The organism is Candidatus Methylomirabilota bacterium (genome assembly GCA_035709005.1).
Lineage (GTDB): Bacteria > Methylomirabilota > Methylomirabilia > Rokubacteriales > CSP1-6 > 40CM-4-69-5.
The window spans coordinates 38,745-52,523 of record DASTFB010000041.1; the positions used below are offsets into that span (position 1 = coordinate 38,745).

General features: G+C 69.0%; 12 protein-coding genes. 10 read left to right on the forward strand and 2 right to left on the reverse strand.

Annotated features, from left to right (window positions below; all coding sequences use genetic code 11):
• Nucleotides 1-2 precede the first annotated feature (2 nt).
• The 9 genes from VFR64_06345 (at nucleotide 3) to VFR64_06385 (ending at nucleotide 10,001) form a co-directional block, all read left to right on the forward strand.
• The gene (locus tag VFR64_06345) at nucleotides 3-827 is read left to right on the forward strand and encodes an ABC transporter ATP-binding protein (GenBank protein ID HET9489355.1); all 825 of its coding nucleotides are present in this window, start codon (nucleotides 3-5) and stop codon (nucleotides 825-827) included.
• On the forward strand, nucleotides 824-1,597 hold the full coding sequence (locus VFR64_06350) for an ABC transporter ATP-binding protein (protein HET9489356.1): 774 nt from the start codon (nucleotides 824-826) through the stop codon (nucleotides 1,595-1,597). Before VFR64_06345 ends, VFR64_06350 begins: the two co-directional genes overlap by 4 nt.
• Nucleotides 1,590-3,503 carry an AMP-binding protein gene (locus VFR64_06355; GenBank protein ID HET9489357.1) on the forward strand — a complete coding sequence of 638 codons (1,914 nt, stop codon included), beginning with the start codon at nucleotides 1,590-1,592 and terminating at the stop codon, nucleotides 3,501-3,503. Before VFR64_06350 ends, VFR64_06355 begins: the two co-directional genes overlap by 8 nt.
• Nucleotides 3,496-4,389 carry a branched-chain amino acid ABC transporter permease gene (locus VFR64_06360; GenBank protein HET9489358.1) on the forward strand — a complete coding sequence of 298 codons (894 nt, stop codon included), beginning with the start codon at nucleotides 3,496-3,498 and terminating at the stop codon, nucleotides 4,387-4,389. Before VFR64_06355 ends, VFR64_06360 begins: the two co-directional genes overlap by 8 nt.
• Before the next feature lie 154 nt (nucleotides 4,390-4,543).
• Nucleotides 4,544-5,611, forward strand: coding sequence for a branched-chain amino acid ABC transporter permease (locus tag VFR64_06365; protein ID HET9489359.1), 1,068 nt, complete (start codon nucleotides 4,544-4,546; stop codon nucleotides 5,609-5,611).
• 25 nt (nucleotides 5,612-5,636) lie between these two features.
• Nucleotides 5,637-6,872, forward strand: a complete 1,236-nt coding sequence (locus VFR64_06370) for an ABC transporter substrate-binding protein (GenBank protein ID HET9489360.1) — start codon at nucleotides 5,637-5,639, stop codon at nucleotides 6,870-6,872.
• A gap of 68 nt (nucleotides 6,873-6,940) precedes the next feature.
• On the forward strand, nucleotides 6,941-7,735 hold the full coding sequence (locus tag VFR64_06375; GenBank protein HET9489361.1) for an ABC transporter ATP-binding protein: 795 nt from the start codon (nucleotides 6,941-6,943) through the stop codon (nucleotides 7,733-7,735).
• A 136-nt stretch (nucleotides 7,736-7,871) separates the two neighbouring features.
• On the forward strand, nucleotides 7,872-9,143 hold the full coding sequence (locus tag VFR64_06380; GenBank protein HET9489362.1) for an AMP-binding protein: 1,272 nt from the start codon (nucleotides 7,872-7,874) through the stop codon (nucleotides 9,141-9,143).
• 15 nt (nucleotides 9,144-9,158) lie between these two features.
• Nucleotides 9,159-10,001 (forward strand): PfkB family carbohydrate kinase, encoded by an 843-nt coding sequence (locus VFR64_06385; protein ID HET9489363.1) that lies wholly within the window; start codon nucleotides 9,159-9,161, stop codon nucleotides 9,999-10,001.
• Nucleotides 10,002-10,047: 46 nt separating this feature from the next.
• Here the strand turns inward: VFR64_06385 and VFR64_06390 are convergent, their stop codons facing one another.
• Nucleotides 10,048-11,334: a transposase family protein gene (locus VFR64_06390; protein ID HET9489364.1), complete on the reverse strand. Its 1,287-nt coding sequence runs from the start codon at nucleotides 11,332-11,334 to the stop codon at nucleotides 10,048-10,050.
• Nucleotides 11,335-11,488: 154 nt separating this feature from the next.
• Here VFR64_06390 and fsa point away from each other — a divergent pair, with 154 nt between their 5' ends.
• Nucleotides 11,489-12,139: a fructose-6-phosphate aldolase gene (gene fsa / locus VFR64_06395; GenBank protein HET9489365.1), complete on the forward strand. Its 651-nt coding sequence runs from the start codon at nucleotides 11,489-11,491 to the stop codon at nucleotides 12,137-12,139.
• Nucleotides 12,140-12,157: 18 nt separating this feature from the next.
• On the opposite strand, the gene VFR64_06400 is transcribed toward fsa, so the two are convergent.
• Nucleotides 12,158-13,771, reverse strand: coding sequence for an AMP-binding protein (locus VFR64_06400; GenBank protein HET9489366.1), 1,614 nt, complete (start codon nucleotides 13,769-13,771; stop codon nucleotides 12,158-12,160).
• Between the last annotated feature and the right edge of the window lie 8 nt (nucleotides 13,772-13,779).

Below are 13,779 nucleotides of genomic sequence, written 5' to 3' on the forward strand. Positions count from 1 at the left end.
AGGTGAGCGACGCCGGCGCGGTCCCCCGGCCGCTCCTGTCGGTCAACAACGTCGAGGTCATCTACGACCACGTGATCCTGGTGCTCAAGGGGGTCTCGTTGCAAATCCCCGAGGGGGGCATCGTGGCCCTCCTCGGGGCCAACGGCGCCGGCAAATCCACCACGCTCAAGGCCATCTCGGGCCTGTTGCGCACGGAGCGGGGCGAGGTCACCAAGGGGCACATCGAGCTCGAGGGCGAGCCGATTCACCGGCTTGGCCCCGCCGCCGTCGTCCGGCGCGGCATCGTCCAGGTCATGGAAGGCCGGCACGTCTTCGAGCACCTCACCGTCGAGGAGAATCTCCTTACCGGCGCCTACAGCCGCCGCAACGGGCACACCCTGCGCCGGGACCTCGACCTCGTCTACACGTACTTCCCCCGTCTCACCGAGCGCCGGGGGACCAAGGCCGGCTACGTGTCGGGCGGCGAGCAGCAGATGCTCGCCATCGGACGTGCCCTGATGGCCCGGCCCAAGGTCATGCTGCTGGACGAGCCGTCCATGGGGCTGGCCCCGATGCTCGTGCGCGAGATCTTCGAGATCGTGGCCCGGCTCAACCGCGAGGAGAAGGTCACCGTGCTGCTGGCCGAGCAGAACGCCACCATGGCCCTGCGCTTCGCCCAGTACGGCTACGTGATGGAAAGCGGCCGCATCGTCCTCGACGGCGAGGCCCGGACGATCAGTGAGAACGAGGACATCCGGGAGTTCTACCTGGGGCTCACCGGCGTCGGTCAGCGCAAGAGCTACCGCGACGTGAAGCACTACAAGCGGCGTAAGCGCTGGCTGTCGTGAGCGCCCTGCTCGAGATCCGGGATGTCTCGAAAGCCTTCGGCGGCGTGCAGGCCGTCACCGCGGTCAGCCTGGACGTCGTGCGCGGCGAGATCTTGTCGGTCATCGGCCCCAACGGGGCGGGCAAGACCACCTTGCTGAACATGATCAGCGGCTTCTATCACCCCGACCGCGGGCGGATCGTCGCCGACGGCGTCGACATCACCGACTACCCGCCTCATCGAGTGGCGGCGCTCGGCATCGCCCGGACGTTCCAGAACATCGCCCTCTTCAAGGGCATGACCGTGCTCGACAACCTCATGCTGGGACGCCACGTCCACATGCGCTCGGGCGTCCTGGCGTCCTTCGTGTACTGGGGGCTGGCCCAGCGGGAAGAGATCGCCCACCGCAAGCGGGCCGAGGACGTGATCGACTTCCTCAAGATCCAGGATCTGCGCCGGCGGCCCACCGGCTCGCTACCCTACGGCCTGCAGAAGCGGGTCGAGCTCGGACGCGCCCTGGCCATGGATCCCCGCATCCTGCTCCTCGACGAGCCGATGGGCGGGTGCAATCACGAGGAGAAGGAGGACATGGCGCGGTTCATCCTCGACGTCAACGAGGAATGGGGCAGCACCATCATCCTCATCGAGCACGACATGGGGGTGGTCATGGACATCTCGGACCGGGTGGCCGTCCTGGACATGGGACAGAAGATCGCCGAGGGCAAGCCCGAGGAGGTACGCGTCGATCCCCGGGTCACCAAGGCGTATCTGGGTGAGTCGCGCCGTGGCTGAGCTCGCGACGCTCCCCGGCCGCCTGTTGCGCAACGCCGAGCGGTACGCGACCCGCCCGGCGATCCGCGAGAAAGACCGCGGCATCTGGCAGGCCCTCACCTGGCGCCAGTATCGGGACCAGGTCCGCGACCTGGCCCTGGGCCTGGCCGCGCTCGGCTTCGGCCGCGGCGAGACCCTGTCGGTCATCGGCGACAACCGGCCGCGCCTGTACAGCGCCCAGCTCGCCGCCCAGAGCCTGGGGGGGATCGCCGTGCCCGTCTACCAGGACTCCATCGCCCGGGAGCTGGCCTACGTGTGGAACCACGCCGAGGTGGCGGTGATCGTGGCCGAGGATCAGGAACAGGTCGACAAGGTCCTCGCCCTGCGTGATCAGCTGCCCCGCCTCCGCCACGTCGTCTACGACGACCCTCGGGGGCTGGGCCAGTACCGCTTCGACTGGCTCCGCTCGTTCGAGGAGGTGCAAGAGCTCGGTCGCAGCTTCGGCCGCGAGCATCCGGGGTACTTCGAGGCCGAGATCGCCAGAGGCCAGCCCGACGACGTCGCCATGATCTGTTACACCTCGGGGACCACGGCCAACCCCAAGGGGGCGATGCTCACCCACCGCAACGCCATCGAGACGGCCCGCGCCCTCCTGCAGACCGAATCGATCCATCCCGACGACGAGTACCTCGCGTATCTGCCCATGGCCTGGGTGGGAGATGCCTTCTACACGCTGGTGCTGAGCCTCGAGGTGGGTTCCGTCGTGAACTGCCCGGAGAGTCCCGAGACCGTGCAGCGCGACCTCCGCGAGCTCGGCCCCACCATCGTCCTGGCCCCGCCCCGGATCTGGGAGAACATGCTGACGGCCGTGCAGGTGAGGGCGGCCGACGCCACCCCGCTCAAGCGGTGGATCTTCGAGCGCTTTCGCGCCGTCGCCGAGCAGGTGGAAATCCTCAGGTCCGAAGGCCGCCCGGTGCCGCTCGGGCTCCGCCTGGCTGCGGCCCTGGGCGAGGTGTTCGTGTACGCGCCGGTCCGTGACCAGCTCGGCCTGCGGCGGGCGCGCTGGGCCCTGACCGGGGGCGCCCCCCTCGGCCCCGACACCTTCCGCTTCTTCCGCTCGTTCGGGATCAATCTCAAGCAGGTGTACGGGTCCACCGAGACGATGGGGCTGGTCGCCATCCAGCCCGACGCGGAGGCCAACCCGACCACGGTGGGCCGGCCGTGCCCGGGCGTCGAGGTGAAGGTGGCCGACAGGGGTGAGGTGCTGATCCGTAGCGCGGGCACCTTCAAGGGCTACTTCAAGGCCGAGGAGGCGACGCACGAGGCTCTGGACGCCGAGGGGTGGTTCCACAGCGGCGACGCCGGCTTCCTCGACCCGCGCGGGCACCTGGTGATCATCGACCGGGCCAAGGACGTCGGGGCTCTGGCCGACGGCACCCCCTTCGCGCCGCAGTTCATCGAGAACAAGCTGAAGTTCAGCCCCTATGTTCGAGAGGCGGTGGCCTTTGGCCACGAGCGACCCTTTGTCAGCGCGATGATCGCCATCGATCTCGGCACGGTCGGCAACTGGGCGGAGCGTCGAGGGATTCCGTACACCTCCTACACGGACCTCAGCCAGAAGCCCCGGGTACGCGAGCTCATCGGCGAGGAAATCCGGAAAAGCAACGCCACCCTGCCGGAGGGGGCCCGCGTCCGGCGCTTCCTGGTCCTGCCCAAGGACCTCGACGCCGACGATGCCGAGATGACGCGGACCCGGAAGCTCCGCCGTCGTTACATCGCCGAGAAATACGCGGCGGTCGCCGAGGCCATCTATGCGGGCCGGGACGAGGTGATCATGACGACCACGATCACCTACGAGGACGGCCGGCAGGGAAGCATCCAATCACGGGTTCTGGTGGAGGACGTCGAGGCGCTGGCCCATGCTTGACTGGCAGTTCTTCGTGCTGCTGATGTCGAACGGCGTCCTCATCGGGCTCATGTACTCGCTCATCGCCCTCGGCTTCGTTCTGGTCTACAAGGCCACCGACGCGATCAACTTCGCGCAGGGCGAGTTCGTGATGATCGCTGGCTTCGTGGTCGCCGTGACGCTGGGGGCCTATGGCGCGCCCCTGCCGGCGGCGGTCGCCGCCGGCCTGGCCGCCATGATCGGCCTGGGGTTCGGCCTGGAGCGCGTCGTGCTGCGGCCGTTGATCGGCCGGCCCATCATCGCGGTCGTCATGGCCACCATCGGCCTGGCCGCCGTTCTGCGCGGCCTGGGGCCGCTCACGTGGGGCGCGGAGACCAAGCCCCTGCCGCTGCCGATTCCCGACGAGCCATTCATCCTGGGGCCGCTCTTCATCCCCCCGATCCAGCTGCTCGGGGCGGTCGTGGCCCTCCTGTTCCTGGCCGTGTTCGGGTGGTTCTTCCTCAAGTCGCGCAAGGGGGTTGCCATGCGGGCCATCGCCGACAGCCAGCAAGTGGCCATGGCGATGGGGATCAATGTCGAGCGATACTTCGCGTTGGCCTGGGCCATGACGGGCGTGGTGTCCGCGCTGGGCGGCATGGTCTGGGGCAACCTGCTGGGCGTGGACGTGCATCTCTCGCTGGTGGGCCTCAAAGTCTTCCCGGTGGTGATCCTGGGCGGCCTCGACTCGATCTTGGGCGCCATCGTGGGAGGCCTCATCGTGGGAATCGTCGAGAACGTCGCGGCCGGCTACATCGACCCCTACGTGGGTGGCGGCACCAAGGACTTCGCGCCCTACGTGCTCATGATCCTGGCCCTCATGATCCGCCCCTACGGCATCTTCGGCAAGAAGATCATCGAGCGGGTGTGATGGCGCCGGGACAGTGTCCAGCGGAGATCGGGACTCGGATCGGGCGACCAACCGTTCGCCGACGGTGCTTCCGGCGGGGCGCGGGCGTGGCGAAGCCCGGGCGCCCGCGCCCTGCGCGGGCGTGGCGAAGCCCGGGTGCCCGCGCCCTGTTCAAATGATCCATCGGGAGTGCGGCGTCCTCAAGACGACGTACGCGGCCGACATGGCCCTCTATCCGTTGCCCATCGCGCGCTGGACGGTGGCCGGCCTGGCCGTGCTCTTCGGGCTGGTGCTGCCGTTCGCCCTGCACGAGTATTACCTCTCGATCGTGAACCTGATCGCCATCGCCGTGGTGGGGGCCCTGGGGCTCAACATCCTGGTCGGCTGGACGGGACAGATCTCCATCGGCCACGGGGCCTTCATGTCGGTCGGCGCCTACACGGCGGCCAACTTCGCCGTCCGCCTGGACTTTCCCTTCTGGCTGGCGCTGCCCCTCGGCGGCTTGATGGCGGCGCTGGTGGGCGCCGTCGTCGGCATCCCGTCGCTGCGAATCAAGGGCCTGTACCTGGCCATCGCCACGCTCGCCGGGCAGCTCATCATCGAGTGGACGATCAACCACGTCACCTTCATCAGCGGCGGCGTCCAGGCGTCGATCGAGGTGCCCCGCCCGACGCTCGGGTCGTTCGTGATCGCGTCCCAGCTCGAGATGTATTTTCTCCTCATGACCTTCGTCGTGATCGCCATCGTCGCCACCCTCAACCTCATGCGCAGCCGGGTCGGGCGGGCCTTCATCGCCATCCGGGACCACGACATCGCCGCCGAGCTGACCGGCGTCAACATCTTCCGCTACAAGCTGGTGGCTTTCGCCGTCTCCTCCTTCTACGCGGGGGTGACCGGGGTGCTCTACACGTACTACCTGGGCATCGCCAACTACGAGCAGTTTCAGATCGTGACGTCGATCGACTACCTGGCTATGATCATCATCGGCGGCCTCGGGTCGGTGCTGGGCTCGATCTTCGGGGCGATCTTCGTAACGCTGTTACCCATCCTGATCCCCTACGCCATGGAGGCCTTCGGCGGCCTCTTCATGTCCCAGGCCGCGGTGCGGAACACCATTCCGAATCTGCGGTTGATCCTCTTTGGCAGCCTCATCATCATCTTTCTCGTCGTGGAGCCGGAGGGCCTGAACCGTTTGTGGCGGAACATCCGCAACTACTTCCGGTTCTGGCCGTTCGCGTACTGACGGGCCACACGAAAGGAGAGGCCTCATGAGAATGCTGGCGATAGTGCTCACAGGGCTGGTCGGGGTCGCGCTGGTCGGGGTGGGCCCGGCCGGGGCCAGCCACGAGATCGTCCTCGGGTTGCAGTGTGACCGTACCGGCGCCACGCAAACGGTGGGCGTGAACCTGTGCCCCGGGTATCACGACTACGTCAAGCTGATCAACGCCAAGGGCGGTGTGAACGGCCACAAGATCCGCGCCCTGGAGATCGACCACGAATACAAGGTGCCCCAGGGGGTGGCAGCCTACGGGCGCCACAAGCAGGAAGGCGCGGTGGTCATCAGCCTCTACGGCACGCCTCACACCTATGCCCTGACCCAGAAGCTCACCGAGGACAAGATCCCGGGCACCTCACCGGGGTTCGGGCGGGCCGACGCCACCGACGGGACCCGCTATCCCTATATCTTCCCCATCGCCGCGTCGTACTGGTCGCAGGGCGCCGCCGCCGTAAAATTCGCCAAGGACCAGCTCAAGGGCCTGAAGGGCAAGAAGATCGCGTACCTCTTCTACGACAACCCGGCCGGGCGCGAACCGATCCCGGTCCTGGAAGATCTGGCCAAGCAGGAGGGCTTTCAGCTCCGGACCTTCGCGGTGCCGCCCCCCGGTGTGGAGATGGGGGCCCAGGCGCTCGATATCGCCCAACGGTACCGGGCCGACTTCGTGATCGCCCATCTGTTCGGCCGCTCCCCGTCGGTCTCCATCAAGGAGCTCAAGCGGGTGGGCTACCCGCTCCGCAAGGTCGTCTCCTTCGTGTGGGGCTCGGCCGAAGCCGACGTGGAAGCCGCCGGCGGCTTCGGTGTCGCCGAAGGCTACAACACCATGCAGTACGCGGGCGTGGGCCAGGACTTCCAGGTCATCAAGGAGATCCGCGAGCTCTACAAGAAGGAGGGCAAGGAGCCGCCCGAGGTGATGGCCTCGACCGTCTACTACAACCGGGGCATCCTGTGGGCGGCGGTGGCCGTGGAGGCCGTTCGGAACGCGCTCAAGGCCAAGCCGGATGGCAAGATCACGGGCGACGACGTCAAGAAGGGATTCGAGCGAATCAAGGGAGTGACCCTGGGTGGGCTGCTGCCGCCCCTGGAGATCACGCCCACCGACCACGAGGGCGGGGGCTGGGTCCAGATCTGGCAAGTCAAAGGCGGCAAGTTCGTGAAGACGACCGACTGGTTCAAGGCCTACCAGGACGTCGTGGCCAAACACATCCAAGAAGCCGGAAAGAAGTGACGGTGGTGGCGGAAGGCCTGTCGACGGAGGAGCGCCGGGTGGAGGGACCGCCCGGCGCTCCTGCGCCGATGCTGTTGCTGAACAACGTCGAGGTCATCTATGACGGCGTGATCCTCGTCCTCAAAGGGGTATCGCTGGCCGTTGCCTCCGGGGGGATCACGACGTTGTTGGGGGCCAACGGGGCCGGCAAGACCACGACGCTCAAAGCGATCTCGGGCTTGCTGCACCCCGAGCGCGGCGAGGTCACCAAGGGGTCGATCGAGTTCGACGGCCACCGGGTCGACCGGCTGCCCGCGCACGAGATCGTCAAGCGCGGCATCGCGCAGGTCTTCGAGGGGCGGCGCGTGTTCGAGCACCTCACCACCGAGGAGAACCTGATCGCCGGCGCCCACGTTCGCCGCGAGCTGCGCGAGGTGCGGCGGACGCTGGAGGCGGTGTACGGGTACTTTCCCCGGCTACGCGAGCGGCGCCGGGTGCCCTCGGGCTACCTGTCGGGCGGAGAGCAGCAGATGCTCGTGATCGGGCGCGCCCTCATGTCGGAGCCGCGCCTGATGCTGCTCGACGAGCCGTCGCTGGGTCTGGCCCCGATGCTGGTGGAGGAGATCTTCCACATCGTTCAGCGGCTGAACCGGGAACGCGGGCTCACCGTGCTTCTCGTCGAGCAGAACGCCACGCTGGCGCTGACCATCGCCGAGCGCGGCTACGTCATGGAAAATGGCCGCATCGTGCTGGAGGACTCGGCGGCAGCGCTGCGGGAGAACGCGGACGTCCGCGAGTTCTACCTGGGGCTCACCGAGCTGGGGACCCGACGATCCTACCGCGACGTCAAACACTACAAGCGCCGCAAGCGCTGGTTGTCGTGACTCGGAGGGGGGCTTCGCCCCCCTTCCGACGGCGCTGCGGGCCTGACGGCCCGCGTGCGCCTGCCTCCCCCCAGGAGGGTTGCGCGGGCTCCGCCCGCGCTCGAACGGCGCCAATTCTTCGGCGTGGAGGAGATGAGTGACGACGGTCGACCGCCGCACGGGGTATTGGAATCGCGAGAAGGAGACGATGAAGGCCGCGGCGCGCGAGCGCTACCAGGCGGGCTGGCTGAGCCGGCTGCTCGAGCACGCCTGGGCCGCGGCGCCCGGCGTGCGGCGCCGGTTGGAGCGGGCCGGCCTCCGTCCCCAGGACATCCGCGGGATCGAGAAGCTGGCCCGGCTGCCCGTGCTCAAGAAGAGCGAGATGCCCGAGCTGCAGAAGGCCGACCCGCCTTTCGGCGGCTTCTGCGCGGTGCCCCCGGCCAGCCTCCGTCGCATCTTCGTCTCGCCGGGGCCCATCCTGGAGCCCATGGGGTCGGCGGTCAGCGCGTGGCACGCCGAGACCTGCCTCTACGCCGGCGGTTTCCGCCCCGGCGACGTCGTGCTCGATACGTATCTCTATCATCTGGTGCCGGCCGCCCACGAGATCGACGAAGCTCTGATGCTCATCGGCTGCACCGTCGTGCCGACCGGGGTGGGCAACACCGACACGCAGGTGATGGTGGCCAGGGCCCTGGGCGCCACCGGCTACGTGGGCACTCCGAGCTTCCTGATGACGATCCTCAAGCGCGCCCGGGAGATGGGCGGCGCCAAGCTGTCACTGCAGGTGGCGCAGGTTGGGGCGGAGCCGCTTCCCGAGACGCTGCGCGCCGAGCTCGAGGCGGAGTACGGCATCCTGACTCGTCAGGGGTTCGGCACGGCCGATCTCGGCCTCATCGCCTACGAGTGCCCGGAGAAGTCCGGCATGCATTTGGTGGAGGACGCCATCGTCCAGGTCTGCGATCCGCAGAGCGGAGAGCCGCTGCCGCCGGGACGGATCGGCGAGATCGTCGCGACCGTCGACAACCCGACCTATCCGATGATCCGCTTCGCCACCGGCGATCTGACCATGATCGACGACGCCCCGTGCCCATGCGGTCGCACCTCCGATCGGATGCTGGGCTGGCGGGGCCGCGCCGACGAGGTGACGAAGGTCCGCGGGATGTTCGTTCACCCCCGCCAGGCCGACGAGGTCGCGGCGCGAGTGGCCGGCCTGGCTCGTTACCAGGTCGTCGTCACCCGGGTGGGCCACGAAGACGTCTTGACCTTCCGCGTCGAGCTCACGCCCCAGGCGGCGCCAGCGGCGGTCACGGCCCCGCTGGTCGAGGCCATCCGCGACGTGATGAAGCTGCGGGGCACCGTCGAGATCGTCCCGCCCGGCACCATCCCCGACGGCGCGAAGAAGATCAGTGACGAGCGCACCTGGCGGTAGCGGCGCCGTCGAGCGGTGAGCGCTCCCGATTTCGTCGCCGTCGGGCACGTCACCCTCGATCGCTTCGGTGACGTCACCCGGCCCGGCGGCGCCGCGCTGTTTGCCGCCGTCACGGCGCAGCGGCTTGGCCTGTCGGCAGGCGTGCTCACCAGCCACGCCGCTGATTTCCCGCTGGACCTGCTCCCGCCGCAGATCGAGGTCGTGTCCCTGGACGCGCCGGCCACCACCGTCTTCGAGCACCGCCAGCACGCGGGCCGCCGGGCGCTGCGGTTACTGTCGGCGGGGGCCCCACAGGCCGCCGCCGACGTCCCCGAGGACTGGGGCGACGCCGGGCTGGTGATGCTGGCGCCGGTGGCCGGCGAGGTCGACCCGCAGCTCGTCGAGGCGTTTCCCGACGCTACTCTCGCCGCCGAGGGCCAGGGCTGGCTGCGCGCGGCGGGGCCCGACGGGGCCATCGGCCCCCGGCCGTGGGCGCCGCCGCGCGGGCTGCTGGAGCGGTTGCAGGCGCTGTTCCTGAGCGCCGAAGACGTCCGTGGCCAGGAGCCGGCCATGCTCGAATGGCTCCAGCGCCTGCCGATCGCCGTGCTCACCGCGGGCAGCGCCGGCGCGCTGCTCTATGTCAACGGCGAGCGCTACGAGGTCCGGCCGCGCCCGGCGCGTGTGGTCGATGTCACCGGAGCCGGCGACGTGTTCGCCGCCACGTTCCTGCTGCGCTACCACCTCGACGGCGACCCCTGGGACGCCGCCGCCGCCGCCGCGTGCGCCGCGTCGCTGTCGCTGCAAGCGACAGGCTGGGACGCCGTCCCCGACCACGCCGCGCTGAAGGCTGCCCTGGCCGAATACCGCGCGGCGGTGTGAGCCGTCGCCCCTGTCAAGCCATCTGAGAATGTGACCGACGCCGGGATCATCGCGCCACTGGGGATGTGACCGGGGTGAAGGATGGGCGCGAGCCGGTGGCCGGGCGCCGGTGGATCTCGAAGCGCCGGCCCACGCGGGGGCGCTTGAGGGGAACGGCAACCGGGCTCGCGGGGCTGGCAGGCAGCGGCGAGGGGCGGCGCCCGGTGGCGAGCGCAAAGATCGCCGCGAGTTTCCGGTCGATCGTCTGGGCCAGGGTGAAGGGGTCCAGGCGGGCCCGAAGCGCGAGCAGTTCGGCCACACGGCGGGGGTCGGCCTGGGGGCAGGCACGCACGCGTTCGAGCGGGGTCTGCGGGGCGTCGTAGTGGCGGCGGACCCGGGCGCCGACGCGGGTCTTGCGCAGCAGCTTGACCGAGGGCAGGAAGAGGTTCTGCAGGAGCCGCAGGTCGTGTCGGTAGAGGTCGTGGATGGCCGCAACCGCGGTCGGGCTATCGTAGCGAACGTAGCCGAGGAGCTTGCGCACGTGGGTCCAGTTCTTCTGCTCGATGTGGGCGTTGTCGTCTTTCTTGTACGGGCGACCCCGCGTGAACTGGATCTCCTGCCGCTGGCAGTACTCCCAGAGATGCTGGTTGATGAACTCTGAGCCGTTGTCCGAGTCGATGCCGCGGAGCCGGAAGGGCAGCGCCTGGCGGAGCTCGTCGAGCGCTGCCTGCACGCCAGCCTGGCTCCGGCCGAGGACGGCGGCGGTCTCGACCCAGGTCGTGTGGATGTCGGTCAGATTGAGGGAATGCGCGAACTCGCCGTCACCCGAGGGGCCACAGTGGGCGACGAGGTCGATTTCGGTGAAGCCGGGCACGGCGACATCCCAGCGATCCGTCCTCAGCGGGATATGGTGCTTGAGGAGGGTGCCGGGCTTCGTGCGGCCATAGAGCCGCTTGGTGAGCTGGCGGCGGTGGGGGGCCAGCCGGCGATCCATCTGCCGCGGGCTGATGGCCAGCAGGTGCTGCTCCACCGCCGGCCGCAGCCGCAGCCGGCGCCGCGCCCAGGGCAGCCACAGCGGCAGCAGGGCCTTGAGCCGCACCGACCAGGGGTAGCCGGCCGCGGCCCAGATCGCCCGCAACGCCTCGATCACCGCAGGTCCGTAGAGCGCCGGGCGGTGGCGCGGGGCCGGGGCCGCCCCCGGCGCCCGGCCGCGGAGCACGCGGATGGCATGCTTGCGGTGATAGCCGGTGACCTGGCAGAACTCGTCCAGGATCCGTTGCTTCTCCGGCCGCCTCGCCGCCCGATAGCGCTGATAGATCACCTGCACGTACTCCCGCTTGGCGCGCACACTCACGATGGCTGTCTCCATAGACCACGGAAAGTAACATCGCGAATGGCGCGACGATTCCCGTTCGGTAGCATCCTAGACGGCGCGATACGCCGCCTTGACTTCGCCCGACGCCGGGGACTAGGCTGGCTGTGAACGGCGAGCGCAGCAGGAGGAGAGCATGAAAATTTTTCTCGACACGGCGAACATCGGCGAGATCCGGGAAGGCGTGGCGCTCGGCGTCGTTGATGGCGTCACCACCAATCCCACGCTGGTCGCCAAGGAGAAGCGGCCGTTCCGCCCGCACGTCGAGGAGATCTGCTCGATCGTCCCGGGCGACGTCAGCCTGGAAGTGGTGGCCACCGACGTCGAGGGCATGGTGAAGGAAGGCGAGGAGCTCGCCCAGATCGCGCCGAACGTCGTCGTGAAGTGTCCGCTGACCAAGGACGGGCTGAAGGCCGTCAAGCGCCTGAGCGGCCAGGGCATCCGGGTCAACCAGACGCTCTGCTTCTCGGCGGCCCAGGCCCTGCTCTCGGCCAAGGCCGGCGCCTTCTACATCAGCCCGTTCCTGGGCCGGCTCGACGACATCGGCCACGTCGGCATGGACCTGGTCCGCGATATCTGTGAGATCTACCGGACCTGTGGGTTCACCACCCAGGTCCTGGCCGCGTCCATCCGGAACCCGCTCCACGTCATCGACGCCGCCAAGGCCGGCGCCCACGTGGCCACGATGCCCTTTGCGGTCCTCGAGCAGCTCGTGAAGCACCCGCTCACCGACGTCGGCCTCAAGAAGTTCCTGGACGACTGGGCGAAGTCCGGCGCCAAGATCTAGGTCGGAGGGGGCGCCGCGTCAGTCGACGGGGTGCACCACGCGGCTTCGCAGCTCGCCGGTGTCGATCATCTCGGCCAGGCGGGAGCGCTGGATCTTTCCGCTGGAGGTCTTCGGGATGGTGCCCGGCTGAACCAGGAGCACGCGGGCCGGACGGTGGCCGCGTTCCTCGTGGATGCTCCGCACGATGTCGCCGGTGAGCTGGCGCAACGCCTCGCCCTCCGACGTCTCGCCCCGGACCTCGGCCACCACGTAGAGGCGCTGGGTTCCGGTACGCTCGCTGTCGATCCCCACCACGGCCGAGTAGCGGATGCCGGTGAGGTGATCCACGATCTCCTCGATGTCGCCGGGGACGACATTCTCGCCGCCCAGGACGATCACATCTTTCAGACGCCCGGTGATGTAGAGGTCGCCCTCCTGATCGACGAAGCCCAGGTCGCCGCTGCGCAGCCACCCGCCGGGGGAGAGCACCTGCGCCGTGCCTTCGGGGTTGTTGTAGTACCCGCGCATCACCCCCGGGCCTTTCACGCAGATCTCGCCGATGGTCCCCCTGGGAAGCTCCCTCGTCGCGGTGTCTTCATCACGCGGAGGGACGATGGCGACCTCCACGCCCCGACAGGGCCGCCCCACCGACACAAAGCGCCCGCTCGGGTCCGTCTTGATGGGCACGCCGAACGGCCAGATGGCGACAGCCAGTGTGGCTTCGGCAAGCCCGTAGCAGGGCGCGATGATGTTCTCGAGACCGAAGTGGCGCTCGAAGGCCCGGATGGTGGAGACGCGCACGGGCTCGGCGCCCGAGAGCGCCGCGCGCAGGCTGCCGAGGTCGAGCCCCGTCCTGTCCTTGATGTTCCTCACGCAGTTGCGGTAGCCGAAGTCGGGCGAGACGGTGAACGTGGCCCGGACCTCGGTGATCAGCTCCAGCCACTGACGGGGATTGCGCAGGTCGGGGGGCAGGAGCCAGAGCGGGGTGGCCGTGAGCGGCGGCGTGAACGAGCAGCCGATCAGCCCCATGTCGTGGTAGAGGGGCAGCCACGAGACGACGCGGTCCGCGGGGGTGAGCCCGGCGGCCTCGGCCATGAAGTGGCAGGTGCTCACCACGTTGCGGTGAGTCAGCACCACGCCGCGGGGCTGCCCGGTGCTGCCCGACGTGTATTGCAAAAACGCCACGTCCTCGGCGTCCGCCTCGGGGAACCGCGTCAGCGGCGGCTCGCTCTCGAGCTCGGCGGGCTCGAGCACGGCGCGCACGCCGGGAGCCCCGGTCACGCTGGCGTCGACCGACTTGCGGAACCAGCCGATCGTGGTCACCGCCACGGTGTCGGAATCGCGGAGGATCGCCGCCGTCGATTCCACGCCCAGCGTGGGGTACAGCGGCACGGGGACGGCGCCCAGCCGCAGGGCCCCCACGAAGGTGTAGAAGAACTCCGCGCACGTCGGGTAGACCAGGCACACGGTCTCGCCCTTGCCGACGCCGGCCCGGGCCAGCGACGCGGCGTAGCGCGCGCTCTGCGCCCAGAGCTGCTCGTAGGTGACCGTCTCGCCGTACAGGTGAAAGTACGGCCGGTCGCCGCTCAGGGCTACCCGTCGCTCCAGCATCTCGGTGAGCGTCGGCGCCGCCTGTGGATCCCGTCTGGCCATGGCCGAGC

Excerpts from the sequence above, each read along its gene's own strand:
- VFR64_06400 (HET9489366.1), bottom strand. The coding sequence starts at position 13,771 with ATGGCCAGACGGGATCCACAGGCGGCGCCGACGCTCACCGAGATGCTG.
- VFR64_06365 (HET9489359.1), top strand. The coding sequence starts at position 4,544 with ATGATCCATCGGGAGTGCGGCGTCCTCAAGACGACGTACGCGGCCGAC.
- fsa (HET9489365.1), top strand. The coding sequence starts at position 11,489 with ATGAAAATTTTTCTCGACACGGCGAACATCGGCGAGATCCGGGAAGGC.
- VFR64_06375 (HET9489361.1), top strand. The coding sequence starts at position 6,941 with ATGCTGTTGCTGAACAACGTCGAGGTCATCTATGACGGCGTGATCCTC.
- VFR64_06370 (HET9489360.1), top strand. The coding sequence starts at position 5,637 with ATGAGAATGCTGGCGATAGTGCTCACAGGGCTGGTCGGGGTCGCGCTG.
- VFR64_06360 (HET9489358.1), top strand. The coding sequence starts at position 3,496 with ATGCTTGACTGGCAGTTCTTCGTGCTGCTGATGTCGAACGGCGTCCTC.